Source organism: Phytohabitans sp. LJ34 (assembly GCF_052068095.1).
GTDB lineage: Bacteria > Actinomycetota > Actinomycetes > Mycobacteriales > Micromonosporaceae > Phytohabitans.
Genome location: NZ_JBQHDG010000020.1, coordinates 152074 through 177973, shown reverse-complemented (window position 1 = coordinate 177973; position 25900 = coordinate 152074). Strand labels below are relative to the sequence as shown.

The following is a 25900-nucleotide window of genomic DNA, read 5'->3' as shown; positions in this document are numbered from 1 at the left end:
GGTTCTCCCATCGGGATTTTGACGACGGGCCTCACGATCCCTGCCGGACGGCACCAGCTGGGAGGTTGCAAACTCATCGGCCACCCGGGAGCTTCTCCCGGGCCGCGTAGTGGCCAGCCACTACGTGCCGGACCCGCCGCAGCCGCATGATGAGTGGCATGACGACCACCCGCCGCGCCACGACCGCCGCCGGGCTGCTGCTCGGGCTGGCGTTCGCCGAGGTCGCGGTCACCGTCGTGGCCGGGTGGGTGTCCGAGCTGAGCTTCGGCGCGCTGATGGACGGCTTCGCGGTCAGCAACGCCACGCTCGGCCTCGCGCTGGCCGTCGCGGGCTGGCCGATCGCCCGCCACCGCCCCGGCAACCCGATCGGCTGGCTGCTGCTGGCCGGCGGGATCTGCTACGCGACCAGCGCCGCCGGGGCGGCCGTGCTCGCCGCCGGCACCGAGCCCGGGGAGACCGCCGCGGGCTGGCGGCTGCTGGCCACGGTCACCAACCTCGCCTGGACCTGGACCGTCACCGTCGTGCTACCAGTAGTGCTGCTGACCTTCCCGGACGGGCGGCTGCTGGGCCGGGCATGGCGGGCCGCCGCCGGGCTGGCCACCGCCGCGGGCCTGCTCTTCGCCGCCATGGCCGTGATACCGGCGCACACGCTCACCAGCGACGAGTACGGCGTCACCGGCTACCTCAGCGCCGGCGCCGACCAGCTGGCCTGGGTCGGCGCGGTCACCACCCTCGCCGGCACCGCCGTCTACCTGGCGGCGCTCGCCTCGCTCGCCCTCCGGTACCGGCGCGGCGACGAGCGGGTACGCCGCCAGCTGCTGTGGCTGCTACTCGGCGCGCTGGTGATGGTGGCCTCGTTCGCCGTCTCCGACCTCCTGAACGTCGACAGCTGGCTGTCCATCTACTCGATCGCGCTGGTTCCGTTCGCCATCATGGTCGCGATCCTGCGCCACCAGCTGCTGGACATCCGCCTCGTCGTCTCCCGGTCGGTGCTCTACCTGGTGCTGACCGCCGGCGTGATCGCCGTGTACGCGGCCCTCGTCACAATCCTCGACTCAGCGCTGCGCCGGCAGGTCGGGCTGGGCAGCTCGGTGCTCGCCACGCTGCTGATCGCGGGCGCGTTCCACCCGGCGCGGCTGTGGTTGCAGCGCCGCGTCGACCGGATCTTCTACGGCGCCCGCCGCGACCCCGTGCGCGCGATCGCCGAGGTCGGCGCCCGCCTGGGCGACCCGGGCGGAAGCGGCCTGGACGGCGCGCTGCGGGCGCTGTGCGTCGTGATGCGCCTGCCCTCCGCCGAGATCACCGCAGGCGACCACCGTCTCGCCGCCCACGGTGCGGCGCCGTCGCTGCGGCAGGCCATCCCGCTGGTACAGGGCGGGGAGCCGGTCGGCGAGCTGACCGTGGGACTGCGGGCCGGGGAGAGCCGGCTGGACCCGGCCGACGAGCGGCTGCTGCACCTGCTCTGCGCCTCACTGGCGGTGGCCGTCCGCGCGACGCTGCTGGCCCGCGACCTCGGGCAGGCCCGGGAGGCGCTGGTCACCGCGCGCGAGGAGGAACGCCGCCGGCTCCGCCGGGACCTGCACGACGGGCTCGGGCCGGCACTGACCGGGGTGGTGCTCAACGCCGACGCCGCCCGACGGCTCGTACCCGCCGACCCGGACCGCGCGGTGGCCCTTCTCGCCGGCCTGCGGGCCCAGACCACCGCCGCGATCGACGACATCCGCCGCCTGGTCAACGAGCTGCGCCCGCCGGCCCTCGACGGGCTCGGCCTGACCGGCGCGCTACGCGAGCACGCCGCCACTCTCGCCGGCCGGCCCGACGATCGTCCACTACGGATAGACGTGGACGCCGCGGAGCCGCTCGGCCCGCTACCCGCCGCGGTCGAGGTGGCCGCGTACCGGATCGCGACCGAGGCGCTCACCAACGTCGTACGGCACTCGCGGGCCAGCCGGGCCACGGTGACGCTCCGCGCCGAGCCAGCCGCGTTCACGCTGACGGTCGACGACAACGGCGCGGACGGCACCGCCGCCTGGCGCCGCGGCGTCGGCCTCACCTCGATGACCGAGCGCGCCGCCGAGCTCGGCGGCCACTGCGTCGCCGGGCCGGGCGCGGACGGCGGCCGGGTCCACGTGACAATCCCACTGGGCCGCGGAGGTGGCTGATGAGCGTGCGGGTGGTGGTCGCCGACGACCACGCGGTGGTCCGGGAAGGGCTGCGCGCACTGCTCGGCGCCGTCGAGGGATACACCATCGTCGGCACCGCCGCGACCGGACGCGAAGCCGTCCGCGCCGCCGTCACCCTGCGCCCCGATGTCCTGGTCCTGGACATCAACATGCCGGACGGCTCGGGCATCGAGGCCGCCCGCAAGGTCACCCGCGAGGCGCCCGGCGTGGCGGTGCTGATGCTGACCATGTTCGACGACGACGACTCGGTCTTCGCCGCCATGCGGGCCGGCGCGCTCGGCTACGTGCTCAAAGGCGCCGACCCGGAAGACATCATCCGAGCGATCTCCGGCGTCGCGGCCGGCAACGCCGTCTTCGGCCCGGGCATCGCGCAGCGGGCGATCGCCTACCTGTCCGGACCCCGCCCGCCGGACACCCCATTCGAGTCACTCACCCCGCGCGAGCGGGAGGTACTCGACCTGATCGCCGCCGGCCTCGGCAACACCGCCATCGCCGCCCGCCTCCGCGTTTCACCCAACACGGTCGCCAACCACATCTCCAGCGTCTTCGCCAAACTCCAAGTCGCCAGCCGCGCCGAAGCGATCATCAAAGCCCGCGACGCGGGCCTCGGCCACTGACAGAGCCCGGGATCGAGGCACCAGCGGCTGGACGAACTCGGCCAGCCACACGGCGGCGTCGCGACCGGGCCGACTGACCACGACTGATACGGCTCCCGCTCAAATCAGCCCAGAACTGACCCGTTGGGCGGACCAACGCGTCCGGCGGCTCGCCGCCGACGATGCGGTCGCTCATCACCGGGTGGAGCGGGCTGCTGGCCGCCGCCTCGGTCTACAACACCGCACAGAACACCTACCGCCAGCAGGTCGTCCCGCCAGATCTGCGCGGCCGAGCGACAGACATCGGTCCCCGTACACCGATCCTGACTCACCCTCAGCCGTGCCAGGTCCTCGTGCGGTGCACCACCGATCCGCTTCGCCGCGCTCGTCGCAACCACCCAGCGAGGTGTCCATTGCCACTTAAGCGTGTCCGTGTGCCACTGAGGTTTGTCTCCTGCGCTATCCGAACGAGTGAAGATCGAGACCGGCGGATCGGACATCGGCGCCACATGCGCCGAGAGCGCTATTCAGAACGTGTGATCGTGAGTGCTCGAGGATGCAGGAGCGATGCAGGTTCTGTGAACGCCGTTGCGTACGGTGCGTGCAGGCGACGTACCCCGGGACCCTGAGCTGCGTCCTGACGGCAACACGCTGATGTATCCCGGGTCGCCGATTTACGCCGCCTACTACCGCGAAGACAGCCGGCTGTGAACAACCGGCCCGTGATAGTCGTCCGTGAATAGAAAGGAACAACGAAAATGCGCTTTCCACGCGTCATCCCCTACCGATCCCAGGTAGGCTCGCCGTCCGTGCGCCTTCGCCGCCGTGCGTTGGCCGCGACGCTGGTGGCCGCCGGAGCCGCAGCGCTGGTCGTGGTCACCCCTGGCAGCGCCTCGGCTGCCATCGTCGGCCTCACCACCGCTTCCGGCCAGACGGCGAGCAATTCCAGTTCGAGCAAGACACTCGACGTCCCTTGCCCGAACGGGACGACCGCGCTGGGCGGGGACATGCAGATCACCGGTAACAACCAGGTGCGCATCCTGGCCATCTACCCGCAGTTCTCGTTCGTGCGGTTCCGCGCGGCCGAGCCGGCCGAGGGCGTGTCGGCCGCCTGGTCGTTCTCCGCCACGGCGGTCTGCGCACCGCAGTCGTCACTTCCGGGGTACGCGGTGGTCACCGGCGGGGACACGCAGACCGTCCTCGATGGTGGCGAGACCGTCCGGGTCAACATCGAGCGCGTCTGCCCCAACAACAAGGTCCTCGTCGGCATGGGTGGTTCCATCAGCTCCGGCTTCGACTTCGGCGCCAACCTACCCCGGACCCGCCTGTCCCGCATCGCGTCAAACAATGGCGGCGATGTACCCACCTCCTACCGGATCGACGGCAGCGCCGGCGGCTACGACGGAACGGTCGAGCTGAACGGCATCGGCATCTGCGCGGACTCGACTCAGGTTTCGGTCCGCCAGTTCAGCAACCGCACCAACGCGACCAGCGTCAACGCCAAGAACGTCTCGGTGCCGTGTTTCAGCCCCACGGGCACCGTCATCACGGCCGGATTCACTGTCCTAGAGGAGTTCGGCACGACCGCGGACTTCAATGTCAGCGTGACCTCGGTGGGCGTCAGCCGGCTGACGAACACAGTCGGCATGATTGCCCGCGAGAGCGCGCCCGGCACCGAGGAGAACTGGCAGCTAATCGGCCAAGCCCTCTGCACCTGACACGACCGCATGCCAGTCGGTCGGGGGCGAGCCCGACAAATTCCTCGCGACGGCGAGTTGCCCCGGCAGACAGCAGGTGATCGGCATGGGCGGCAACCCCTTGGGTGGCATCCGGTTCGTTCCTGAGATCCTCTTTGCCGCCAAAAATTCCAGTCAACCCGGCGTTCGCGACTGCCAATAGTGAAAACGCTCGGCAGTTTCAACGGCAGCTATTAGGCATCCGCTATCTGCCACAGGCAAGTTGGCACAAACTGTTGTCCGCAAGACGAAGAAGGAGCACCGATGTCGCGTTTCAGAAAGACCTCGTTGTACGTGCTCAGCATCGCTGTGGCGCTGTCGCTGTCGGCCGTCGCCGCAACTCCCGCATCGGCCGCCAAGACCCGCGATGCCGTGACGGTGTCGACGGCGTCCGCTCAGTCCGCCGGGCCGTTCTGCGTGTTCGGGACCGATGGCGACTTCGTCCACATCTCGACGGCGCCGGGAATCCGGACGGCGTCGGGCCACGGTTGGTGGTACTGGATCGACTGTGACTACCCACTCGCTATCGTGACCACCCAGTTGCAGATCTTGCGGAACGGCTCATGGGTGAACGTCGGAAGCGCCGACTCGGTGACGGTCCCACCGGGGGGCGGGGCCGGCAAGCGCGCCACAGCGCGGGTGACCTGCACGACGGTGCTGGTCAGCCAGTGGCGAAGCGTGACTGACACCGACGTAATCGGAATCTTCGACACCTCCGAAAAGCACACCACAGCGCCGCGCAGCCTCGCCTGCACCGCCTGACTCGGGCGCAAGGCCCCGGGGGACAGCGCGTCCCCCGGGCCCAGGGCCCGGCGAACCGCGCCTTCGGACTCGACCGGGTCGGTGGCGGCCGGGCGCGGCTCGGCACACCGAGTATCCGTGATACCCGGTGTGCCGAACGACTCAGCTAGTTCTCAGCTAGTTCTGCAATACCGTGGCGTTGAGTTGGACCCGTACCCGACCGATCCGGGTGAAGTAGCTTTCCACGGAATCCTGGGCTCCGCTGTGGACGCCCCGGGCGGTGTTCCCGAGGTACCAAGGGCCGCCGCTGTCACCACCTGCCGAAATGTCCTGACGGGTGACATCCAGACCGCAGTATCGATGGATGACGCCATTCACCAGCATCGACTGGCAGGTGTCGGTGTCCTCGACGTAGCTACAGTCGTAGCCGGTTTTCCGGCCCCAGTGGCACACGGCCGAGCCCACCGGTGCGTTGGCGACGGCTGTCACCGTCCGGTCTCCGCTGGCCTGCCGGCCGGTCGCCCGGAACTGCTTGTTCGTCGAGTGGCCGTTCTCGGTTAGGGTCCGGTGGAACTGGAGATCGGTCGCGTCGTTCGAGCTCTGGCCCGGGTGGGTGCTGATGACTCCCGAGGCGTTGCCATACCGGAGCGCGTTATTGCAGTGCGCCGCGGTCAGCACACCCCGGTTGCCGTTGCGGATCGCGGTGAAACCGGCGGTGCAGTGGGCGTCGCCGTTGCCCAGGTTGAGGTCCCTGCCGCCTTCGACGGTTCGCTCGGCGACCGCGGTCCGGTCGGCGTCGAGTTCGGGCACGACCTCGAGGGGAAGCTGTCCCCCGGCGGTGCCCGCGGTCAGCGCCTCCTGGACGACCGAGCCTTGCCTGCTCAGCTGGGCACCCCCGACCGGCGCGTACAGCAGACGCAGCACGCGTCGCTCGTGGTCGTAGCGGGTCCCCGCCGACCGGATGACGTCCGGGCGCGCGGCCAAGGAGGTAATGAGTGTGTAGGCCAGGTCGGCCAGCTCCTTCGAGCTTGCCGGCGCACCGTACTGCACCTCGGTGTCCACCGGCAGCCGCGCCAGATCGGCGACGATGTCGGCGCCCGGCTTGGCGGTGAACTGGACCCAGTTGCCGGCGCCCTCGGTGCCCAGGCCGGCCCGTACGAACGTGTCCGGCGCGGTCTCCTCCAGCTTGGTGGTGTAGGCACTGAACTCGTGGATGCCCTGGTGCGCCGCGACGACGGCGGACAGGTCCTGTCCGTTCTGCTTGGCGAACGTGGTCAGGTCCTGCATCGTCGCCTCGTCCAGAGCCTGTGCGGACCGGCCCGTCCCGGTCACCCGGAACGTGCCCACCGACGTCGGCGCGGCCCGCACCGGCACGTCCCCGGGGACGAGGACCGCTGTGTTCTCGGTGCCGCCGCGGGCGGGACCTGCCACGGCCACCGTCAGGCCCGCGGTGACCGCCAGCGAGGCGAGCAGGGCCAGGACTCTTCGCATCTATTGCGTCCTCTCGGAAAACTGGTGACGTCCAGCGCCGTCGGCTGAAGCAGCCTGATCGTCGCGTCTCGCGGGCCCGCTGTGACCCAACGAATCCGCGAACTTTCCCTAGCCGCGTGGTGGGCGCGAAGAGCTCTGGAGCGGCGTGGCGCTCCCTCTTCGTTATCTGGTGCCGGTTGGGTGCCGAACATGAGCAGCGGCGGCCGGGGCACCGGACCTACAGCGTCGTGGTTCTGAGCGCGAGTAGCGGTCCCGTTTGAGCGGGAGTTTGGGTCCCGGTACCTGCCCGCGGGTTTCGTCGGGCGTGAGTTCGGGACCCGCCCTGGTCGTGGATGCTTGGTGATTTGCTGTGAGTGGATGCCTTGGATAGGCAGAGAGCAGCGCGGGGCTCGTGGCGAGCGCACCGAGAAGTCAACGGCGAGCACATCATCGATGAGTCATCGCCTATGGAGCGGGCCATCGGGCACATCGCGGCCGCCGCAAGGCTCCCGCTGCATCGATGCGACGGAGATTTCCAGCCCACCACCCGGTGATCGCTACCGCCGGCCAGGCGCGCGTCCGAAGCCCGCCCCGGCCTGACGTGCCTATTGCACGGACGAGGTGACCGAGGACCGGCCGCGAACAGGGTGGACGGCGCGCGCTGTCGCATCGACACGACGCAGCGCACCATTCGCCGCGAGCGAACCCCGATCGCCTATCCCGCGGTCGCGGCCCCGAGCCGGCGCGTCTCGCACCTTCCTCTACCAGAACACCGACGCCAAGAAGCTCGTGGCCACCGCTATCGAGCTCAAACAGCGTCTCCGCCGGCTCACCGAGGTCAACCGTGTCCTCGAACAGAAGCCGCAGGCAGCCCGCTCGAACAACCGCTTCCTCGACAAACGCCTCGCCGACCTCGAAGTCGAACTTCTCGACGCCCAGATGCCGATGCCGATGCCGACGAGGAACTCCGCTTCTTCCTCACGGTGGCCAACCGCGAAGTCGCAAGAGTCACGGCACAGCGGGCGGATGATCCTTTTCGAGTGCGGCCCAGCTGACCTCCTGCATCTTGCCGTCCGGGCCCATCCGGAACATCCGCGGCGGCCCCATGTCGCGCATCGCCTGTTCGTAAGCCGCTTCGCGTGCTTCCTGTTCCTGACCGGAGGGGTCACCGACGCGGAAGAGCCGGCCGTATAGCCATCGGGCTATACGGCACTTTGCTTCTGTCGGGCGACCTGGATCGCGACCTTGCCGAGGGCCCGGCCATCGCGAGGGGCTGGCCATCACAGTGACAGCCGGCCGCGCGGCGCCCTCGAACGGGCGGTCAGGTTTAGCCGGTGCGGCGACGGGCATCCGCGCGGGACGACTGACGGGGGGCGTTTTGTCATGAACAGAGTTGTCGAGCAGCCCGCGCCGCCGTTTCGCGGGCAGTCCCAGTCGCGACCGGGGCTGGACGCGAGGATGGATCCTCGCCCGCGTAACCAGGCGACCGCGCTGCGCGGGTCCGGGAAGCTCACCGACTGCACGGCGCTGATCACCGGCGGGGACAGCGGCATCGGCGCCGCCGTCGCCGTCCTGTTCGCGCGGGAGGGCGCGGACGTGGCGATCGTCTGCCTGCCCGCCGAGCAGGAGGACGCGGACCACGTCCGGGAGCTGGTGGAGAAAGAGGGACAGCGGTGCCTGGTGTTGACCGGCGACGTGAAGGACTCGTCGTTCTGTGACGCGGCGGTCGAGCGCACCATCGCGGAGCTCGGCCGGCTCGACATCCTGGTCAACAACGCCGCCATCTTGTTCCAGTACTCGTCGCTGGCGGACGTCTCCGACGAGGACCTTCACGAGCTGTTCCACACCAACGTGTCGGGCTACTTCTACATGGCTCGCGCGGCCCTGCCGCACCTGCCCGCGGGCGGGTGCGTCATCAACTGCGGTTCGGTCGCCGGGTTCGAGGGCAACCCTTCGCTCATCGGGTACGCGGAAACCAACGGTGCGATCCACACCTTCACCAAGTCCCTGGCGACGGAGCTGATCGGGCGGGGTATCCGGGTGAACTGCGTGGCGCCCGGACCGGTGTGGACGCCGCTGAACGCCTCCAGCCGTACCCCCGAGCAAATGGCCGGTTACGGGGACCAGACCGACGGCGTACCGCTGGGCCGGCCGGCGCAGCCGGAGGAGATCGCTCCCGCGTTCCTCTTCTTCGCCAGCAACGCCGACAGCAGTTACATCACCGGTGAGACGCTGGCCCTGTTCGGTGGCCGGGTCCTGGCTCGGTAGGAGCGTCCAATGCTTGACCCGAACCCTCCCCTGCGGCCGGTACAGCGACCCGACGGCTACCTCCGGCTGGAGGACCTGGGTGTGATCGGGGACGGCGCCACCGTGGCGCTCGTCGGCCTCGACGGCTCGATCCCCTGGCTGTGTCTGCCCCACTTCGACGCCGAGCCGGTGCTCGGCGGCCTGCTGGACAAGCGGCGAGGCGGGCACTTCACCGTCACCGCCGGGGACCTGCGCGAGGCGCGCCAGCACTACGTCCCGGACACCGCCGTGTTGGTCACCGAGCTTCGCACCGCTACCGGCCTGCTCCAGATCACCGATGCGATCGTGGTGCGCTCCGGCGCCGACCTCACCGACGACGCACCGGCCGGCCGCGCGGAGCTGGTCCGTTCCGCGCGGGTCCTCGACGGCACCGTCCGGATGGAGATCGACCTGCGGCCCCGCGACGGTGGCCAGACCCGCGCCGCGCTCGACGGCCTGGAGATCCGCCCGTCCCGCCGACCTGACCTGCGACTGCATCTGCGCGCCAGCCGTCCGCTGACCAGCCTGCCGGTCACCTTCGAGCTGCACGAAGGCGAACATGTGGACCTGGTCCTCTCCTGGGGCCGAGTGCACCGCCACCACCGTTTCGACGCCGCGGACATGCTGGCGGCTACGGCGGACGCGTGGCGACGCTGGATGGCCCACCTCACCTACAGCGGCCCGCAGGAGGCTTTGGTCCGCCGCTCGGCGATCACTCTCAAGCTCTGTGACGACTGGGACAACGGCGCCATGGTCGCGGCACCCACATCCTCGCTGCCCGCACCGATAGGCGGCGTCCGCAACTGGGACTACCGCTACGCGTGGGTCCGCGACGCCGCGTTCACCGTGTTCGCCATGCGGCGCATCGGGTTCGGGAACGAAGCGGACGCGTTTCTCGGGTGGGTGCTCGACGCCTTCGAGCAGAGCCGGCAACCACGAATCATGTACACACTCGACGGCGGCCCGGTGCCCGGCGAGGTCGCCGATCCCGGGCTGGAGGGCTACCGCGGGTCAGCGCCGGTGCACTGGGGCAACGGGGCGGCCGACCAGCGCCAGCACGACGTCTACGGAGAAGTGCTCGACTGCGCCGACCAATGGGTACGCGGCGGCGGAGAGCTTCAACCGGCGCTGTGGGCCCAACTGCGCGGCCTCGCCGACGCGGCCGAGACGGCGTGGCGCGAGCCCGACCAAGGACTCTGGGAGATACGAAACGACGGCCGCGTGTTCACGTACTCGGCCGGGATGTGCCAGGTGGCGCTGGACCGGGCGGCGGCGCTCGGCGAAAAGCTCGGCCTGCCCGGACCGACGGCCCGCTGGCGCGCGGCGGCCGCCGAGCTGACCCGACGCATCCTGGAGCGCTCCTGGGACGAGCAGGCGCAGACGCTCAGCGCTCATCTCGACGGCGGCGGCGTGCTCGACGCCAGCCTGCTGGCCCTCCCGCTGCGGCAGGTGATACCCGCCACCCACCCGCGGATGATCGCCACCACCGCCGCCGTCGCCCGACGGCTGTCCGCCGGAGACGGGCTGCTCTACCGCTACCTGCACCAGGACGCGCCCGACGGGATCGAAGGCGACGAGGGCGCCTTCGTGCTGTGCAGCTTCTGGCTGGTCGAAAACCTCGTCCAGCAAGGACAGCTCGAACAGGCGCACGAGCTGTACACGTCGTTGTGTGCCAGGACGAGCCCGGTGGGTCTGCTGTCCGAGCAGATCGACCCCACCACGGGCGCGTTCATCGGCAACTTCCCGCAGGCGTTCAGCCATATCGGGATCATCGCCAGCGGGGTGAGCCTGGCCCGCGCCACCGCCTGACCGGCGCTATTTGTGCCCACCAACCGCGTCCGGCACGCTGAAGCCGTAAGGCAGCTCCAGCCGGTGTCGCGCCAGCAGATCCGTGTCGGCCAGCAGCTCGCGGGTGGGCGAGTCGGCCACCATGGAGCCCTCGTCGAGGATCACCGAGCGGTCGCAGAGCTCCAGCGCGTACGGCAGATCGTGGGTGACCATCAGCAGCGTCACCGGCAGCGACCGCAGGATCTCGGCCAGCTCGCGCCGTGCCGCCGGGTCCAGGTTGGACGACGGCTCGTCGAGCACGAGGATCTCCGGCCGCATCGAGAGCACGGTGGCCACGGCGACCCGCCGCCGCTGCCCGAACGAGAGGTGGTGCGGCGCCCGGTCGCGGTGCTCGCTCATCCCCACCGCGGCCAGCGCCTCGTCGACCCGGGCGGTGAGCTCGGCGCCGCGCAGCCCGAGGTTGGCCGGGCCGAACGCGACGTCTTCGCCGACCGTCGGCAGGAAGAGCTGGTCGTCGGGGTCCTGGAAGACGATGCCGACCCGGCGCCGGATCTCCGCCAGCGTGGCGCGGTCGCGGTCGACGGTCAGGCCGCCGACCGCGACCGATCCCCCACCCCCAGTGAGAATGCCGTTGAGATGCAGGACGAGCGTGGTCTTGCCGGCACCGTTGGGACCGAGCAGCGCCACCCGCTCGCCCCGCCGCACGGACAGGTCGACCCCGCGCAGGGCCACGTGTCCGTCGGGGTACGTGTACTGCACTCCACGCACGTCCAACGAGAGTGGTTCAGTCATCCGAGAATCACCGCCGTGCCACCGATCGCCGCCGCCACCACTGGCACCGTAGCGGCAGCCAGCCATTGGTCGCGCGTCGCGGCGCCGGCCGCGAGCCAGGCGGCGGGCATGCGCCCCTCGTACCCGCGGGCCACCATCGCGAGGTAGACCCGCTCGCCCCGCTCGAACGCGCGCAGGAACAGCGCGCCCACTCCGGAGGCGAAGCCGCGCAGCTGCCACAGGAAGCGCGGGTCGTCACCCCGCGAGATGCGCGCGACGCGCATCCGCCGGGCCTCACCGCCGAGCACCGAGAGGTAGCGGAGCATGAACGTGGCGATCTGGGTGATGATCTGCGGGCAGCGCAGCCGGTCGAGCCCGACGATCAGGTCACGCGTCGTCGTGGTCGCCGCCAGGATCAGCGACAGGAGTACACCGAGCGTGCCCTTGGCCAGGATGTTGAAGCCGCCGTACAGGCCGTCGCGGGACACCTCGAGCCCGAGAAACGTGACCTTCTCACCGGCCGCGAGGAACGGCAGCGCGAGTGCGAGCAGCACGAACGGCAGCTCCACCAGCGAGCGCTTGGCGAGCCAGCCGGCCGGCACCCGCCCGATCGCGGCGATGACGGCGACCAGCGCGGCATACCCCGCGAAGGCCCAGAGCGCCTCGCGCGGGGTGATCACCACGATGACGGTCGCGGACACCATCGCCGCGATCTTCACTTCGGGTGCGAGCCGGTGCAGCGGGGTGTCCCGCTCGAGGTAGAGCCCTTTCATTCGCGCGACTCGGCTGGCTGCCGGCGCCGCGCCAGCCAGAAGAGCCCACCCCCGATGGCGAACGTCAGCAGCACTCCTGTGACACCGGCGATCCCGGTGGAGAGGGCCGAGTTTCCGATGCCCTTGATCCCGTAGTCGGCGAAGGGGCTATCGGACGTCTCGCTGTCCTTCGCGTTCTGCGCCATGCAGGAGCCGCCGGTGATCTCGTCGTTTTCGTTGAGCGTGCAGCCCTTGGTGGATGCGGAGTCGAGCCCGTCCGGCGAGCCGGAGGCGAAGTTGCTCACCACGCCGGCGAGCAGCAGCGCCACGAGGAGGCCGCCGAGGATGAACCAGGTCGTCTTCTTCACGCCGTTACCCCCTCCGCGGTCGCCGGCCGCACCGGCTTGAGGCCGCGCAGGGCGTACACGAGATCGGGCCTGGTCTTGGCCACGGTCACGACGGTGACCGCCGCGATGAGGCCCTCACCGATGCCGATCAGGAGATGCGTGCCGGCCATGACCGCGGCGATCGCGCCGAGGCTGTAGTGCTCGAGGTCGGTGGTGCCGCCAAGCGCGTACTGGAGCACGAAGCTCTGCGACGCCGCGACGACCGCCACCACCGACGCGACGAACGCGGTGATCCCCAGCCCGGTCGGCGTGCGCGGCAGGACGCGCAGCAGCAGGGCGACCAACAGGTACGCGACGGCGGTGCCGACCAGCGCCATGTTGGTGACGTTGGCGCCGAGGGCGGTGACGCCGCCGTCGGCGAAGACAAGTGCCTGCACGATCAGCACGACCGACACGCACAGCGCGCCCACCCACGGCCCGACCAGCAGCGCGGCCATCGCGCCGCCGAGGAGATGCCCGCTGACGCCCGGCAGCACCGGGAAGTTGAGCATCTGCACGGCGAAGATGAACGCCGCGACGAGCCCGGCCATCGGCGCGAGCCGGTCGTCGAGGTCACCCCGGCTGCGCGAGATGCAGTATGCGAGCGCCACAAGGGCGATCACTCCGTATATGGCCGATACGGGGCCGTTGAGCACCCCGTTCGAGATGTGGAGCGCTAAAGCATCCATAACCAGGGAGCTTATTTCTGCTCATGCTTTCTTGCCAAGAGCTGGCAATAAGCCATGTTCCGGTAGGGTTCGGGTCATGACCGAGACACCTCGCCTTACGCCCGGCGACACGGCGCCGGACTTCTCGCTTCCCACCGACACCGGCGAGACGCTCTCCCTCAAAGAGCTGCGCGGTCGCAAGGTCGTGCTCTACGCGTACCCGGCGGCGATGACGCCCGGCTGCACCAAGCAGGCCTGTGACTTCCGCGACTCGCTGGCGTCGCTCCAGGCCGCGGGTTACGAGGTCGTGGGCATCTCGCCGGACAAGCCAGCCAAGCTGGCGCAGTTTCGCGAGCGCGACGCGCTCACCTTTCCGCTCGTCTCCGACCAGGACAAATCCGTGCTGACGGCGTACGGCGCGTACGGGGAGAAGCAGCTTTACGGCAAGACGGTGACCGGCGTGATCCGCTCGACGTTCGTGCTCGACGAGGAGGGCCGGATCCAGCGAGCGATGTACAACGTCAAGGCCACCGGTCACGTCGCCAAGCTGCGCAAGGATCTGGGTCTCGACTGAGTACACTCCTTGCGGTTGCGGGAGTGGCGTAATTGGCAGCCGCGTCAGGTTTAGGTCCTGGTGTCCGAAAGGACGTAGGGGTTCGAGTCCCCTCTCCCGCACGCGCAGTTTTGCCTCTTGTCCGGCTTGCGGTGGGCGATCTCCAGGCTCACCTCGCTGTAGCCGTCGCCCGCCCGCCACGTCAGCGTGAATGGGAGGCGCTCCCGCACGCCGATCGCGAAGACCGTCTCGCTGCCGTCGTTGACGCCCGCGAAGGCCACCTCGCGCAGCGCTGACCAGCCGCTCGGCACGCCGGCGACCTCCTGCCCCACCTTCCACGGTGCGCGGCCGGGCTGGTGACCGCTGCCCGCGCGGGCGAAGTCCGGTGCGAAGACCACGATCTCCACGAACGCACCGCCGCGCACCTCGATCGGGTCACCCGAGCGGGCCTCGCGGGCGGCCTTGACGTACTCGGCGTGGGCACCGAAGCCGGCCGTGCCGTTGACCCGGAAGACCACGAGATCGGTGCAGGGTCGGCGCTCGACGCGGACGAGGTACAGCTCGTCGGTGGTGTGCGGGCCCATCTGGGTCGGCCCGTACCCGCTGCTGCGGTGTATCCCGTCACAGGGATCCGGTCCGGCCGATCTCGGTGGATCGGCCGGCCGCTGGGTCTTCGGCGCCAGCGGCGCTCCGGTGGTGGGCGGCGGCGCGCTCTCTTCGGTCGTCGTCGTCTGGACCCCGGCCGACGGTTCCTCCGTCGCCGTGTTCTGGCAGGCCGCCAGGGCGGCGGTGAGTGCGATCGCGGTGGTGGTGGCGCGGAGCACGCGCCCGGCGGTGTTCGACATACATGCACGACGAACCAGCCCTCCATCCGGTTGACACGCTGCCCCTGTCGGGTCCGCGACTACTCTCGGTGGCCCGGCAGGATGGGGGTATGGCTATCCGGTTCGAGCTCGACCCCGCCCTGACGCCCGGCCTGCGCGACGAGATCGTCTCGCTGTGGACGGAGGTCACCAACGCGGGCGGCGCGGTCGGGTTCGTCGAGCCGGTCACCCGCGACGAGGTGCTGGCCATGGCGGGTGCCGCCTTCGCGGGCGTCGAGGAGGGGCCGGACCGGCTGCTCGCCGGCTACGAGGGCGAGCGGCTCGTGGCGATGCTGATCTTCGTGGACAACCGCTTCGCGCTCAAGGACCACTGGTGCACGCTCAAGCGGGTGATGGTCCACCCCGACTGCCAGGGGCGGGGATACGGGGTCGCGCTCATGCGGGAGGCCGAGCGGGTGGCCCGGCAGCTGGGCCGCGAGGCGCTGCACGTCACGGTGCGCGGTGGGCTCGGCCTGGAGCGGTTCTACACCGGCCTCGGATACAAGGAGGTCGGCCGCCTGCCCGGTGCCCTGCGGGTCGGTCCGGGCGACGACCGCGACGAGACCCTGATGTGGCTCCCGCTGCGCTAGCAGCCAGCCGCGGCCGCCGACCCGAGCTGCTGGTCGATGGCGGCGGCCGGCGCCAGTGACGGCGGGACGCTCGACGGCGACGGGCTCGCCTTCGGCTTCGGCTTCGCGGCGGGCGACTTCGAGGCCGTGGGCGAAGGCGTGGACTTGGGGGCGGCACCCGCGCCGTACAGCCGGACGCTGGCCTTCTGCACCTGCTCAGGCGCCATCCTGATACCCGTGGCGGTGGCCCGCTGCCCGTACACGTCGGTGACCCGGATGGTGTACGGGCCGGGGCCGAGCCCGCTCTCGTAGATCCAGTAGTTGTACTCGGCGCGCTGGGTCGCCCGGAACGTCGAGCCGGACTTGACCTCGACCGAGCGCAGCGGGTTGCCGTGGTTGACGACCAGCACGGCAAACCAGTACCGGGACGCGCCCTCCTTGATCCGGAAGCTGAGGGGACCGGGCACGGTCGGGTTGGCGGCGGCCTTGTACGAGATCGACACGATGCCGTCGACCGGGTTGGCGATCTTCGCGAACGCCTCCTTGCTCAGGTCGATGTGGCCGGGCTCACACTCGGGGCACTGGTCCATGATCAGCACGCGCACCTTGCCCTTGGGACCGGTGACGTCCAGGTAACCGCCGCAGGCGGCGCCCGCGGAGTACTCGGAGGGGCCGAGCGCGACGTAGAGGCGGTCGGCCGGGGCACTCACGAACGAGCAGTTGCCGCCCTCACCCTTGGAGTCGTAGAAGGTGGCCTTGCCGCGGTGGACCGTGCTGCCGGTGGGCGGCGCGGCACACGCGGGCGAGGGGCCGGAGCGCAGCGCCAGCACGGCGCCGATCACGGCGGCGAGCAGGGCTGCGGCACCGATGAACAGCCAGCGGCGACCAACGAGCACCGCCGAATGCTGACGGACCGCACCGCCACAAGGCAATGTCTCTAAGCGAGACCTAAGCCAAGCCCGTTGCGGGTGAATGAGTTCATGCATAGAGTCAGGTCGTGAATGAAACCGGCGGGGTGGTCGGGCTCTTCCAGGGCGTCCGCCTCACTCCGACGCAGCGGCGCATCGCGCACAGCCTTGTGCAGCACGCGTCCGCGGCCGCGTTCCTCTCCGCGGCGGAGGTCGCCGAGCTGGCCCGGGTGAGCCAGCCGTCGGTGACCCGGTTCGCGATGGCGCTCGGCTACGACGGCTTCCCCGCGCTCCGCCGCCGGCTCCGCGAGCTCACCGGCAACGGCCCGGTGGCCGGCCCGCACCCGGCGGCCAACGAGATGCAGCAGGCCGTGCGGGGCGAGGTGCGCCACCTCGACCGCCTGGCCGACCAGCTCGCCGACCGCGCGACGCTCACCGCCGCGGGCACGCTCCTCGCGGCGAGCCGCCCGCTACCGGTGCTCGGCCTCCGTGCCGCCGCGCCGCTGGCCGCCTACTTCGCGTACTTCGCCGCCAAGGTCCTGCCCGACGTGCGGGTGCTCGACGCGGGCGGCAGCCTCCTCGCCGACCGGCTCGAGCAGGCTCGCGCCGCCGGTGCCACGGCGCTGCTGGCGGTGGTGCTCCCCCGCTACCCGCGCGAGTCGCTCGACGCGCTGCGCGACGCGCGCGCCGCCGGGCTGTCCACCGTGGTCATCACCGACTCGCCGATGAGCCCGGCGGCCGAGTGCGCCGACGTCACGCTCACCGCCGCGGTCGGCACCCAGCTCGTCTTCGACCTGCACACCGCGCCGATGGCGCTTTCCATGGTGGTGCTCCAGGCGATCTGCGACGCCGCGCCGGACGACGCGCAGCGCCGGCTGGAGGAGTTCGAGCAGTCCGTCGTCCGCCGCCAGGTCTTCACAAGCTGACGCGAGCCGAGGGGGATCATGCCGACCATCAAGGCCCCGCGGGGCACCGAGCGCACCGCACCGGGCTGGCCGCAGGAGGCCGCGATGCGGATGCTGATGAACAACCTCGACCCCGACGTGGCCGAGCGCCCCGACGACCTCGTCGTCTACGGCGGCACCGGCAAGGCGGCCCGCGACTGGCCGTCGTACCACGCGCTGGTGCGCACGCTCGGCACGCTCGCCGGTGACGAGACGATGCTCGTGCAGTCGGGGCGGCCGGTGGGCGTCTTCCGCACGCACGAGTGGGCGCCTCGCGTGCTGATCGCCAACTCCAACCTCGTCGGCGACTGGGCCACCTGGCCGGAGTTTCGGCGGCTGGAGCGGCTCGGCCTCACCATGTACGGGCAGATGACCGCCGGCTCCTGGATCTACATCGGCACGCAGGGCATCCTCCAGGGCACGTACGAGACCTTCGCGGCGGTCGCGGCCAAACGCTTCGGTGGCACACTGGCCGGCACGCTCACGCTGACCGGTGGCTGCGGCGGGATGGGCGGCGCCCAGCCCCTCGCCGTGACGATGAACGGCGGTGCCTGCCTGATCGTCGACGTCGACCCCGCACGGCTCGCGCGCCGCGTGGAGACCCGCTATCTGGACACCGTGGCGTCCACTTTGGACGAGGCGGTGGCGCAGGCGACACAAGCCAAACGGGAGCGCCGGGCCCTCTCCGTCGGCGTGGTCGGCAACGCCGCCACCGTGCTGCCCGAACTGCTCCGCCGGGGCGTCGAGGTCGACATCGTCACCGACCAGACCAGCGCGCACGACCCGCTCAGCTACCTGCCGGTCGACGTCGACCTCGGCGACGCGCCGGACTACGCGGCGCGCAAACCCGAGGAGTTCACCGACCGCGCCCGCGCCTCGATGGCCACGCACGTGGAGGCGATGGTCGGCTTCCTCGACGCCGGCGCCGAGGTCTTCGACTACGGCAACTCCATCCGCGGCGAGGCCCAGCTGGGTGGCTACCCGCGGGCGTTCGCGTTCCCCGGGTTCGTCCCGGCATACATCCGGCCGCTGTTCTGCGAGGGCAAGGGCCCGTTCCGCTGGGCGGCCCTTTCCGGCGACCCGGCCGACATCGCCGCCACCGACCGCGCGGTGCTGGAGCTCTTCCCGGAAAACGAGTCGCTGGCGCGGTGGATCAGGCTGGCCGGCGAGCGGGTGGCCTTCCAGGGGCTGCCGGCCCGGATCTGCTGGCTGGGGTACGGCGAGCGGGATCGCGCCGGTGTCCGCTTCAACGAGATGGTGGCCGACGGCACGCTCAAGGCGCCGATCGTGATCGGGCGCGACCACCTCGACTGCGGTTCGGTCGCCTCGCCCTACCGGGAGACCGAGAGCATGGCCGACGGCTCCGACGCGATCGCCGACTGGCCGTTGCTCAACGCGCTCGTCAACACCGCCTCGGGCGCCTCGTGGGTTTCCATCCACCACGGCGGCGGCGTGGGCATCGGGCGGTCGATCCACGCCGGCCAGGTCTGCGTCGCGGACGGCACCGCCCTCGCCGGGCAGAAGATCGAGCGGGTGCTCACCAACGACCCCGGCATGGGCGTCATCCGCCACGTCGACGCCGGCTACGAGCTGGCCGCGGACGTGGCCGCGGAAAAGGGCGTCCGCGTGCCGATGGGCGAGTCGTGACGAGCTTCCGGGAGCTGTGGGACCAGCTCGCACCCATCGGCCGCGACCCGGGCAGCGGCGGCTACCTGCGCTACGCGTGGGAGCCGGCCGAGCTGGCCTGCCGCGACTGGTTTCGGGCCCAGGCCGACGCGCGCGACATGCCGGTGGAGGAGGACGGCAACGGCAACCTCGTGGCCTGGCGCGACGGCGCGGGCCCGGCGATCCTGACCGGCAGCCACTTCGACTCGGTCCCGCACGGCGGAGCGTACGACGGTCCACTGGGGATAGTGAGCGCGTTTCTGGCCCTCGACCGGCTGAGGCCCGGGAGGAGGATCGGCGTCGCCGCCTTCGCCGAGGAGGAGGGCGCCCGCTTCGGCGTGCCATGCCTCGGTTCGCGGCTGCTGGCCGGGTTGTTCGACCCCGACCGGGCCGCCGCGCTGACCGATCGCTCAGGCGTGACGCTCGCCGAGGCGCTGGGGGGAAAGCCCGCCGGCCGCACCGATCTGCCAAGCCGGGTCGGCTGCTTCGTCGAGCTGCACATCGAGCAAGGGCGTGCCCTCGACCACCCCGTCGGTGTCGGCAGCGCGATCTGGCCGCACGGCCGGTGGCGGCTCGACTTCGCCGGCGAGGGCAACCACGCCGGCACCACCCGCATGGCCGACCGGCACGACCCCATGCTCACCTACGCGTACACGGTGCTGGCCGCCAACAAGGAGGCCCGGCTGCGCGGCGCCCACGCGACGATGGGTCGGGTGTCCGTCGAGCCCAACGCCACCAACGCCGTGCCCTCCCTGGTCCGTGGCTGGCTCGACGTGCGGGCCGCGGAGGCGCCGGCGTTGGAGAAGATGGTCGAGGCAATCCACAAGCGGGCCGTCGAGCGGGCCACCCGCGACGGCACGGCGGTGACGCTGACCGAAGAGTCGGTCAGTCCCGAGGTGGCATTCGACGGCGGGCTGGTGACGCGCCTCGCGCAGGTGCTCGACGCGCCGGTGCTCCCCACCGGTGCGGGCCACGACGCCGGTGTGCTCTCCGCGTACGTGCCGACCGCCATGCTCTTCGTCCGCAACCCCACCGGTGTCTCGCACTCCCCCGCCGAGCACGCCACCGACGCCGACTGCGAGGCCGGGGTCGACGCGCTCGCCAGGGTCCTGGACGAGCTGGTATGACCGTCTATCACGCCGAGTGCGCGTGGCTGGCCGACGGGCCCGCCGCCAACGTCCTCGTCGAGGTGGACGGCGGCCGTTTCACCGCCGTCACCCCGGGCGTCTCCCCACCAGCGGGCGCCACCCGGCTGGCCGGGCTCACCCTGCCCGGCCTCGCCAACGCGCACTCGCACGCCTTCCACCGCGCGTTGCGCGGGCGTACGCAGGCCCGTGGCACGTTCTGGAGCTGGCGCGACACGATGTACGCGATCGCCGCCCTCCTCACCCCGGACAGCTACCGCGCGCTCGCCCGCGCCGTATTCGCCGAGATGGCGCTCGCCGGCGTCACCTGCGTCGGTGAGTTCCACTACCTGCACCACGACAGCGACGGCACCCGGTACGCCGACCCCAACGAGATGTCGGCCGCGCTGGTCGAGGCGGCCGCCGAGGCGGGCATCCGGATCACGCTGCTCGACGCCTGCTACCTCACGTCCACTGTGGATGGCAAGCCGCTGGCCGGTGTGCAGAGACGCTTCGGAGACGGTGACGCGGTGCGGTGGGCGGAGCGGGTGTCCGCGTTCACGCCACCCGGCCACGCCCGGGTCGGCGCCGCCGTCCACTCCGTACGCGCGGTGCCGGCCGAGCAGATCCCCGTGGTGGTCGAGTGGGCGGACAACCGCGGCGCGCCACTGCACGTCCACCTCTCCGAGCAACGCGCGGAAAACGCGGCCTGCCTCGCCCACCACCGCCGCACGCCCACCGAGCTGCTGGCCGACGCGGGCGCGCTCGGCCCGCGCACGGCGGCCGTACACGCCACCCACCTCAGCGACTCCGACCGCACCGAGCTCGGCGACACCGACACCGCCGTGTGCCTCTGCCCCACCACCGAACGCGACCTCGCCGACGGCATCGGCCCGGCCCGCGCGCTCGCCGACGCGGGCAGCCCGCTCTGCCTCGGCAGCGACAGCCACGCGGTCATCGACATCTTCGAGGAGGCCCGCGCCGTGGAGATGGACGAGCGGCTGCGCACCGAGCGGCGCGGCCACTTCTCCGCCACCGAGCTCGTGCACGCCGCCACCGCCGCCGGTCACGCCGCGCTCGGCTGGGGCGACGCCGGCACGATCGCGGTGGGCCGGCGGGCCGACCTCGTCACGGTGCGGCTGGACACCGCGCGCACCGCCGGCACCGGCCCGCACGGCGCCATCTTCGCCGCCACCGCCGCCGACGTGGCACACGTCATCGTGGACGGTCGCACGGTCGTCCAGGATGGACAGCACGCACACCTGGACGTGCCACGCGCTCTCAAGGACGCCATCACATGAGCAATCTCCTCATCGACAACATCGGCGAGCTGGTCACCAACGACCCGGCGCTCGGGCGTGGGCCGCTCGGCATCATCCAGCGCGCCGCGGTGCTGGTCGAGGAGGGCACGATCGCCTGGCTCGGCCGCGCGGCGTACGCCCAGCCGGCCGACCGCCGACTCGACGCCGAGGGCGCGGCGGTGCTGCCGGGCTTCGTCGACAGCCACGCCCACCTCGTCTTCGCCGGCGACCGGGCGCCCGAGTTCGCCGCCCGCATGGCCGGCGAGGCGTACACCGGCGGCGGCATCCGCACCACAGTCGCCGCCACCCGCGCGGCCAGCGACGACGACCTCCGCGAAACCGTCGACCGCCTGCGCCGCGAGGCGCTGCGGCAGGGCACCACCACGATCGAGATCAAGAGTGGGTATGGGCTGAGCGTCGCCGACGAGGTCCGCTCGCTGCGGATCGCCCGCGAGTTCACGGAGGAGACGACGTTTCTCGGCGCGCACGTGGTGCCGGCCGAGTACACCGACCGGCCGGACGACTACGTCGGTCTCGTGTGCGGGCCGATGCTCCGCGCGGCCGCGCCACACGCCCGGTGGATCGACGTCTTCTGCGAGCGGGGCGCCTTCGACGCCGACCACTCCCGGGCGATCCTGACCGTCGGGCAGGCCGCCGGCCTGGGGGTACGGGTGCACGCCAACCAGCTCGGCCCCGGCCCCGGCGTACGGCTGGCGGTGGAGCTCGGCGCGGCCAGCGCCGACCACTGCACCCACCTGGAGAAGTCCGATGTGGACGCTCTCGCCGGCTCCTCGACGGTGGCGACGCTGCTGCCGGGCGCCGAGTTCTCCACCCGCTCGGCCTACCCGGACGCGCGGCGCCTCCTCGACGCGCGGGCGACGGTAGCGCTCGCCACCGACTGCAACCCAGGCTCCTCGTACACCACCTCCATGCCCTTCTGCATCGCGCTGGCCGTTCGCGAGATGGGCATGACCCCGGCGGAGGCGGTCTGGGCCGCCACCGCGGGTGGCGCGCGGGCGTTGCGCCGCACGGACATCGGTGTCCTGCGACCCGGCGCCCGGGCCGACCTCGTCGTCCTCGACGCGCCGTCCCACCTGCACCTGGCCTACCGGCCGGGCGTGCCTCTCGTCCGCCACACCGTGCACAATGGAGTGCTCTCGCGATGACCGTCACCGTCCAGCCCACCGGCGTCACCGCCGCCGACGTCGCCGCGGTCGCCCGCGCGCAGGCGCCGGTGCGCCTCGCACTGTCCACAGTCGACGCGATGGAGCGTAGCCGCGCCATCGTCGACGGCATCGAGCGCGAGGGGCGCCCGGTCTACGGCGTCTCGACCGGGTTCGGCGCGCTCGCCAACACGTTCGTAGCGCCCGAGCGCCGGGCCGAGCTCCAGCACGCGCTGATCCGCTCGCACGCGGCCGGCGTCGGCGACCCGATGCCCCGCGAGGTGGTGCGGGCGATGATGCTGCTGCGCGTGCGTTCACTCGCGCTGGGCCGCTCCGGCGTGCGCCCGCTGATCGCGCAGGCACTCGTCGACCTGCTCAACCACGACGTCACACCCTGGGTGCCGGAGCACGGCTCGCTCGGCGCCTCCGGCGACCTGGCCCCGCTCGCCCACTGCGCGCTGGTGCTGCTGGGCGAAGGGTGGGTGCTGGACAAGTCGGGTGCCCGGGTGGACGGCGGCGAGGCGCTGCACCGGGCCGGGCTGCGGCCGATCACGCTCGCCGCGAAGGAGGGGCTGGCCCTCGTCAACGGCTCCGACGGCATGCTCGGCATGCTGCTGCTGGCGATCGACGACGCCGGGCACCTCTTCACGATGGCCGACGTGACGGCCGCGCTCGCGATCGAGGCCATGCTCGGCACCGACCGTCCGTTTCAGCCTGAGCTGCACGCGATCCGCCCGCACCCCGGCCAGGCGGTCTCCGCGGCCAACATCCACCGCCTGCTCCAGGCCTCGGGGATCATGGACTCGCATCGCAACGACATGGTGCACGCGGTGCAGGACGCGTACTCGATGCGGTGCGCTCCCCAGGTGGCCGGCGCGGCCCGCGACACCCTCGCGTTCGCGGCGCAGGTGGCCGGGCGCGAGCTGGCCAGCGTGGTCGACAACCCGGTGGTACTCCCGGACGGCCGGGTCGAGTCGACCGGAAACTTCCACGGCGCGCCGCTCGGGTTCGCGGCCGACTTCATGGCCATCGCCGCGGCCGAGGTGGGCGCTATCTCGGAGCGGCGGGTCGACCGGCTGCTCGACGTGTGCCGCTCGCGCGACCTGCCCGCGTTCCTCTCGCCGGACCCGGGCGTCAACTCCGGCCTGATGATCGCCCAGTACACGGCCGCCGGCATCGTCGCGGAAAACCGCCGGCTCGCCTCGCCCGCCTCGGTCGACTCGCTGCCGACGTCCGGCATGCAGGAGGACCACGTCTCGATGGGCTGGGCGGCCACGGTCAAGCTGCGCCGGGTGCTCGACAACCTGACCAGCCTGCTGGCGGTGGAGCTGCTCTCCGCGGTACGCGGCCTCCAGCTGCGCCAGCCGCTCCGCCCGTCGCCGGCCGGTGAGATCGCGATCGCGACGGTACGCGAGTTCGCCGGCGACCCGGGACCGGACATGTTCCTCGCCCCGGTGCTCGAGCGGGCCCGCGCGACGGTACGCGGCCGGGCGATGCTCCGCACGGTCGAGGAAGCGATCGGCCCCCTGGCTTGAGCTAGGGTTGCCGTCCGTGGGTCCTCGCTGGCGCGGACGCGTCACCGCCATCGCGCGTCACTCGTTGCCGCGGTTCCTGCTACTCGCGGCTATCGGCTTCGCCTTCGACCTGACGCTGCTCGCGCTCCTGCACCGGTTCACGCCACTGCCCAATGTGGTGTCGGTCACGCTCGCCTTCTGGGCCACGTACGCGCTCAACTTCGCGCTCAACCGGCACTTCGCCTTCCACGCGCACAGGCGTGCGGTCGGGCCGCAGCTGGCCCGCTTTCTGCCGCAGGTCCTCGGCGACTACGTGCTGACCCTCACCGCCGTGCTCGCGCTACAGGCCATCGGCGTGCCGCTCATCGTCGCCCGCGTGATCGCCGGCGGCACCAACCTTGTGTTCAACTACGTGCTCTACCGGTGGTGGACCTTCCGCCGCCACAAGCGCCCCGCGGCGCTCCCCACGGTGGCTATCGAGGCGCCTCGGCGAGAGTCTTCGCGACGACCTTCGCCAGTGCCCGAAATGCCTTACCGCGGTGGCTGATCAGATCCTTCTCCTCGGCGCTGAGCTCCGCGTTCGTCCGGTCCTGCCCGTCACCCAGGAAGATCGGGTCGTAGCCGAAACCGCCGTCGCCCCGCGGGGTGCGGATCAGGCGGCCCGCCTGCCGGCCCTCGACAAGGTGCTCCTTGCCACCGGGCAGCACCAGCGCCGCCGCGCACACGAACGCCGCACCGCGGTGCTCGTCCGGCACATCGCCGATCTGGGCGAGCACGAGGTCGAGGTTGGCCTTGTCGTCGCCGTGCCGGCCGGACCACCGCGCGCTGAACACCCCGGGCATGCCGGAAAGCGCGTCGACCGCGAGCCCGGAGTCGTCCGCTACCGTGGGCAGGCCGGTGTACTTGACCCCCTCGCGGGCCTTCAGCAGCGCGTTTTCGCCGAAGGTGAGGCCGGTCTCGGGCGCCTCCGGGTACTCCGGCACGTCGCCCAGCCCGACCAGCTCGATCGCGTGTGGACCGAGCGCCTTGTCGAGGATCCGCTGTAGCTCCTGGAGCTTCTTCACGTTGCGCGTGGCGAGCAGCAGCTTGGTCATCAGAGCGCCGCCTGCTGGATCGCCGCGAGCTGGCGGCAGCCGGCCACACCCAGGTCGAGCAGCGCGTCGAGCTGTGCCCGGTCGAACACCCCGGACTCGCCGGTGCCCTGCACCTCGACGAAGTCGCCCGCACCGGTGCACACGATATTCATGTCGACCTCGGCCGCCACGTCTTCCTCGTAGCACAGGTCGAGGCGGGCCTGACCGTCGAACACGCCAACGCTGACGGCGGCGACCGACCGGTGCACCGCGTCGGCCGGCTTACCGGCCAACAGCCCGCGCTTGGCCATCCAGCTCACCGCGTCGTGCAAGGCCACGTAGGCACCGGTGATCGCCGCCGTGCGCGTGCCGCCGTCGGCCTGGAGCACGTCGCAGTCGAGCACGATCGAGTTTTCCCCCAGCGCCTTGAGGTCGATGCAGGCCCGCAGGCTGCGCCCGATCAGGCGGGAGATCTCATGGGTACGCCCGCCGACCCGCCCCTTGATGCTCTCCCGGTCGGAGCGGGTGGTGGTGGCGCGCGGCAGCATCGAATACTCCGACGTGACCCAGCCGAGGCCCGAGCCCTTGCGCCAGCGCGGCACACCCTCGGTCACACTCGCCGTGCAGAGCACCCGCGTCGCGCCGAACTCCACGAGCACCGATCCCTCGGGATGGATGCTCCACTGGCGGGTCAGCGTCACCGGCCGCAGTTCGTCGGGCGCGCGCCCGTCCGGTCGTCCCATGGCCACACCCTATGTCCCGAAGACGACCACTCCTCCTCCACCCCATGCCGCGGTCAGAGCGACGTTTCGTCAGGCGGATTTCCCGGGCCGCGTCAGCGGCGGA

General features: G+C 71.4%; 24 protein-coding genes, 1 tRNA gene and 1 pseudogene. 17 read left to right on the top strand and 9 right to left on the bottom strand.

The window, feature by feature from the left end:
* Positions 1-158: 158 nt before the first annotated feature.
* The 4 genes from ACTMTJ_RS32230 (at position 159) to ACTMTJ_RS32215 (ending at position 5277) form a co-directional block, all read left to right on the top strand.
* Complete coding sequence (locus ACTMTJ_RS32230; RefSeq protein ID WP_441222418.1) at positions 159-2162, top strand: sensor histidine kinase; 2004 nt, start codon at positions 159-161, stop codon at positions 2160-2162.
* Positions 2162-2800 carry a response regulator gene (locus ACTMTJ_RS32225; protein WP_441222417.1) on the top strand — a complete coding sequence of 213 codons (639 nt, stop codon included), beginning with the start codon at positions 2162-2164 and terminating at the stop codon, positions 2798-2800. Before ACTMTJ_RS32230 ends, ACTMTJ_RS32225 begins: the two co-directional genes overlap by 1 nt.
* A gap of 809 nt (positions 2801-3609) precedes the next feature.
* Positions 3610-4497 carry a hypothetical protein gene (locus tag ACTMTJ_RS32220; protein WP_441222416.1) on the top strand — a complete coding sequence of 296 codons (888 nt, stop codon included), beginning with the start codon at positions 3610-3612 and terminating at the stop codon, positions 4495-4497.
* 282 nt (positions 4498-4779) lie between these two features.
* Complete coding sequence (locus tag ACTMTJ_RS32215) at positions 4780-5277, top strand: hypothetical protein (RefSeq protein WP_441222415.1); 498 nt, start codon at positions 4780-4782, stop codon at positions 5275-5277.
* Positions 5278-5433: 156 nt separating this feature from the next.
* Here the strand turns inward: ACTMTJ_RS32215 and ACTMTJ_RS32210 are convergent, their stop codons facing one another.
* Positions 5434-6747 (bottom strand): S1 family peptidase, encoded by a 1314-nt coding sequence (locus tag ACTMTJ_RS32210; protein WP_441222414.1) that lies wholly within the window; start codon positions 6745-6747, stop codon positions 5434-5436.
* A 600-nt stretch (positions 6748-7347) separates the two neighbouring features.
* On the opposite strand from ACTMTJ_RS32210, the gene ACTMTJ_RS32205 reads away from it, so the two are divergent.
* From ACTMTJ_RS32205 to ACTMTJ_RS32195, 3 genes are all read left to right on the top strand, one after another.
* Positions 7348-7920 (top strand): hypothetical protein, encoded by a 573-nt coding sequence (locus ACTMTJ_RS32205; protein WP_441222413.1) that lies wholly within the window; start codon positions 7348-7350, stop codon positions 7918-7920.
* Between the two features lie 189 nt (positions 7921-8109).
* Positions 8110-8994 carry an SDR family oxidoreductase gene (locus tag ACTMTJ_RS32200; protein ID WP_441222412.1) on the top strand — a complete coding sequence of 295 codons (885 nt, stop codon included), beginning with the start codon at positions 8110-8112 and terminating at the stop codon, positions 8992-8994.
* A 9-nt stretch (positions 8995-9003) separates the two neighbouring features.
* Entirely contained in the window at positions 9004-10821 is a 1818-nt protein-coding gene (locus ACTMTJ_RS32195; protein WP_441222411.1) for a glycoside hydrolase family 15 protein, read from the top strand.
* Between the two features lie 6 nt (positions 10822-10827).
* Here ACTMTJ_RS32195 and ACTMTJ_RS32190 read toward each other — a convergent pair whose 3' ends face one another.
* The 4 genes from ACTMTJ_RS32190 to ACTMTJ_RS32175 are packed head-to-tail and all read right to left on the bottom strand — an operon-like array spanning position 10828 to position 13398.
* Positions 10828-11592, bottom strand: a complete 765-nt coding sequence (locus ACTMTJ_RS32190; RefSeq protein WP_441222410.1) for an energy-coupling factor ABC transporter ATP-binding protein — start codon at positions 11590-11592, stop codon at positions 10828-10830.
* Positions 11589-12344 carry a cobalt ECF transporter T component CbiQ gene (gene cbiQ, locus ACTMTJ_RS32185; RefSeq protein WP_441222409.1) on the bottom strand — a complete coding sequence of 252 codons (756 nt, stop codon included), beginning with the start codon at positions 12342-12344 and terminating at the stop codon, positions 11589-11591. Before cbiQ ends, ACTMTJ_RS32190 begins: the two co-directional genes overlap by 4 nt.
* Positions 12341-12691, bottom strand: a complete 351-nt coding sequence (locus ACTMTJ_RS32180; protein ID WP_441222408.1) for a PDGLE domain-containing protein — start codon at positions 12689-12691, stop codon at positions 12341-12343. The genes cbiQ and ACTMTJ_RS32180 overlap by 4 nt, the downstream gene beginning before the upstream one ends.
* The gene (locus ACTMTJ_RS32175) at positions 12688-13398 is read right to left on the bottom strand and encodes an energy-coupling factor ABC transporter permease (protein WP_441222407.1); all 711 of its coding nucleotides are present in this window, start codon (positions 13396-13398) and stop codon (positions 12688-12690) included. The genes ACTMTJ_RS32180 and ACTMTJ_RS32175 overlap by 4 nt, the downstream gene beginning before the upstream one ends.
* A gap of 76 nt (positions 13399-13474) precedes the next feature.
* Here ACTMTJ_RS32175 and bcp point away from each other — a divergent pair, with 76 nt between their 5' ends.
* Together bcp and ACTMTJ_RS32165 are read left to right on the top strand one after the other, a co-directional pair.
* Positions 13475-13951, top strand: a complete 477-nt coding sequence (gene bcp, locus ACTMTJ_RS32170) for a thioredoxin-dependent thiol peroxidase (RefSeq protein ID WP_441222406.1) — start codon at positions 13475-13477, stop codon at positions 13949-13951.
* Between the two features lie 17 nt (positions 13952-13968).
* Positions 13969-14052, top strand: a tRNA-Leu gene (locus ACTMTJ_RS32165).
* A gap of 42 nt (positions 14053-14094) precedes the next feature.
* Here ACTMTJ_RS32165 and ACTMTJ_RS32160 read toward each other — a convergent pair.
* Positions 14095-14514 (bottom strand): annotated as a pseudogene (locus ACTMTJ_RS32160) (AMIN-like domain-containing (lipo)protein); the annotation flags it as partial.
* A gap of 350 nt (positions 14515-14864) precedes the next feature.
* Here ACTMTJ_RS32160 and ACTMTJ_RS32155 point away from each other — a divergent pair.
* On the top strand, positions 14865-15383 hold the full coding sequence (locus tag ACTMTJ_RS32155) for an N-acetyltransferase family protein (protein WP_441222405.1): 519 nt from the start codon (positions 14865-14867) through the stop codon (positions 15381-15383).
* Here ACTMTJ_RS32155 and ACTMTJ_RS32150 read toward each other — a convergent pair.
* Positions 15380-16258, bottom strand: coding sequence for an expansin EXLX1 family cellulose-binding protein (locus ACTMTJ_RS32150; protein ID WP_441222404.1), 879 nt, complete (start codon positions 16256-16258; stop codon positions 15380-15382). The genes ACTMTJ_RS32155 and ACTMTJ_RS32150 overlap by 4 nt on opposite strands.
* Before the next feature lie 101 nt (positions 16259-16359).
* On the opposite strand from ACTMTJ_RS32150, the gene ACTMTJ_RS32145 reads away from it, so the two are divergent.
* From ACTMTJ_RS32145 to ACTMTJ_RS32115, 7 genes are read left to right on the top strand one after another with little or no spacing between them, the layout of a single operon-like run.
* Complete coding sequence (locus ACTMTJ_RS32145; protein WP_441222403.1) at positions 16360-17196, top strand: MurR/RpiR family transcriptional regulator; 837 nt, start codon at positions 16360-16362, stop codon at positions 17194-17196.
* An 18-nt stretch (positions 17197-17214) separates the two neighbouring features.
* Entirely contained in the window at positions 17215-18861 is a 1647-nt protein-coding gene (hutU, locus tag ACTMTJ_RS32140; protein WP_441222402.1) for a urocanate hydratase, read from the top strand.
* Positions 18858-20006, top strand: a complete 1149-nt coding sequence (locus ACTMTJ_RS32135; RefSeq protein WP_441222401.1) for an allantoate amidohydrolase — start codon at positions 18858-18860, stop codon at positions 20004-20006. Before hutU ends, ACTMTJ_RS32135 begins: the two co-directional genes overlap by 4 nt.
* Positions 20003-21304 (top strand): formimidoylglutamate deiminase, encoded by a 1302-nt coding sequence (locus tag ACTMTJ_RS32130; protein WP_441222400.1) that lies wholly within the window; start codon positions 20003-20005, stop codon positions 21302-21304. Before ACTMTJ_RS32135 ends, ACTMTJ_RS32130 begins: the two co-directional genes overlap by 4 nt.
* Positions 21301-22470, top strand: coding sequence for an imidazolonepropionase (gene hutI, locus ACTMTJ_RS32125; RefSeq protein WP_441222399.1), 1170 nt, complete (start codon positions 21301-21303; stop codon positions 22468-22470). Before ACTMTJ_RS32130 ends, hutI begins: the two co-directional genes overlap by 4 nt.
* A complete protein-coding gene (hutH, locus tag ACTMTJ_RS32120) occupies positions 22467-24002 on the top strand; it encodes a histidine ammonia-lyase (protein ID WP_441222398.1) in 1536 nt (511 codons plus the stop codon). Before hutI ends, hutH begins: the two co-directional genes overlap by 4 nt.
* Before the next feature lie 16 nt (positions 24003-24018).
* Positions 24019-24528, top strand: a complete 510-nt coding sequence (locus ACTMTJ_RS32115) for a GtrA family protein (protein ID WP_441222397.1) — start codon at positions 24019-24021, stop codon at positions 24526-24528.
* Here ACTMTJ_RS32115 and rdgB read toward each other — a convergent pair.
* Complete coding sequence (gene rdgB / locus ACTMTJ_RS32110) at positions 24455-25075, bottom strand: RdgB/HAM1 family non-canonical purine NTP pyrophosphatase (protein WP_441222396.1); 621 nt, start codon at positions 25073-25075, stop codon at positions 24455-24457. The two genes, ACTMTJ_RS32115 and rdgB, sit on opposite strands and share 74 nt — an antisense overlap.
* A complete protein-coding gene (rph, locus tag ACTMTJ_RS32105) occupies positions 25075-25797 on the bottom strand; it encodes a ribonuclease PH (RefSeq protein ID WP_441222395.1) in 723 nt (240 codons plus the stop codon). Before rph ends, rdgB begins: the two co-directional genes overlap by 1 nt.
* Between the last annotated feature and the right edge of the window lie 103 nt (positions 25798-25900).

What these genes read in the sequence shown, in the direction of transcription:
- ACTMTJ_RS32215 (WP_441222415.1), top strand. Translation starts at nt 4,780, where the DNA reads ATGTCGCGTTTCAGAAAGACCTCGTTGTACGTGCTCAGCATCGCTGTG.
- ACTMTJ_RS32200 (WP_441222412.1), top strand. Translation starts at nt 8,110, where the DNA reads ATGAACAGAGTTGTCGAGCAGCCCGCGCCGCCGTTTCGCGGGCAGTCC.
- ACTMTJ_RS32155 (WP_441222405.1), top strand. Translation starts at nt 14,865, where the DNA reads ATGGCTATCCGGTTCGAGCTCGACCCCGCCCTGACGCCCGGCCTGCGC.
- bcp (WP_441222406.1), top strand. Translation starts at nt 13,475, where the DNA reads ATGACCGAGACACCTCGCCTTACGCCCGGCGACACGGCGCCGGACTTC.
- ACTMTJ_RS32225 (WP_441222417.1), top strand. Translation starts at nt 2,162, where the DNA reads ATGAGCGTGCGGGTGGTGGTCGCCGACGACCACGCGGTGGTCCGGGAA.
- ACTMTJ_RS32210 (WP_441222414.1), bottom strand. Translation starts at nt 6,747, where the DNA reads ATGCGAAGAGTCCTGGCCCTGCTCGCCTCGCTGGCGGTCACCGCGGGC.
- hutI (WP_441222399.1), top strand. Translation starts at nt 21,301, where the DNA reads ATGAGCAATCTCCTCATCGACAACATCGGCGAGCTGGTCACCAACGAC.
- cbiQ (WP_441222409.1), bottom strand. Translation starts at nt 12,344, where the DNA reads ATGAAAGGGCTCTACCTCGAGCGGGACACCCCGCTGCACCGGCTCGCA.
- ACTMTJ_RS32175 (WP_441222407.1), bottom strand. Translation starts at nt 13,398, where the DNA reads ATGGATGCTTTAGCGCTCCACATCTCGAACGGGGTGCTCAACGGCCCC.
- hutU (WP_441222402.1), top strand. Translation starts at nt 17,215, where the DNA reads ATGCCGACCATCAAGGCCCCGCGGGGCACCGAGCGCACCGCACCGGGC.
- ACTMTJ_RS32130 (WP_441222400.1), top strand. Translation starts at nt 20,003, where the DNA reads ATGACCGTCTATCACGCCGAGTGCGCGTGGCTGGCCGACGGGCCCGCC.
- ACTMTJ_RS32190 (WP_441222410.1), bottom strand. Translation starts at nt 11,592, where the DNA reads ATGACTGAACCACTCTCGTTGGACGTGCGTGGAGTGCAGTACACGTAC.
- rdgB (WP_441222396.1), bottom strand. Translation starts at nt 25,075, where the DNA reads ATGACCAAGCTGCTGCTCGCCACGCGCAACGTGAAGAAGCTCCAGGAG.
- hutH (WP_441222398.1), top strand. Translation starts at nt 22,467, where the DNA reads ATGACCGTCACCGTCCAGCCCACCGGCGTCACCGCCGCCGACGTCGCC.
- ACTMTJ_RS32230 (WP_441222418.1), top strand. Translation starts at nt 159, where the DNA reads ATGACGACCACCCGCCGCGCCACGACCGCCGCCGGGCTGCTGCTCGGG.
- ACTMTJ_RS32195 (WP_441222411.1), top strand. Translation starts at nt 9,004, where the DNA reads ATGCTTGACCCGAACCCTCCCCTGCGGCCGGTACAGCGACCCGACGGC.
- rph (WP_441222395.1), bottom strand. Translation starts at nt 25,797, where the DNA reads ATGGGACGACCGGACGGGCGCGCGCCCGACGAACTGCGGCCGGTGACG.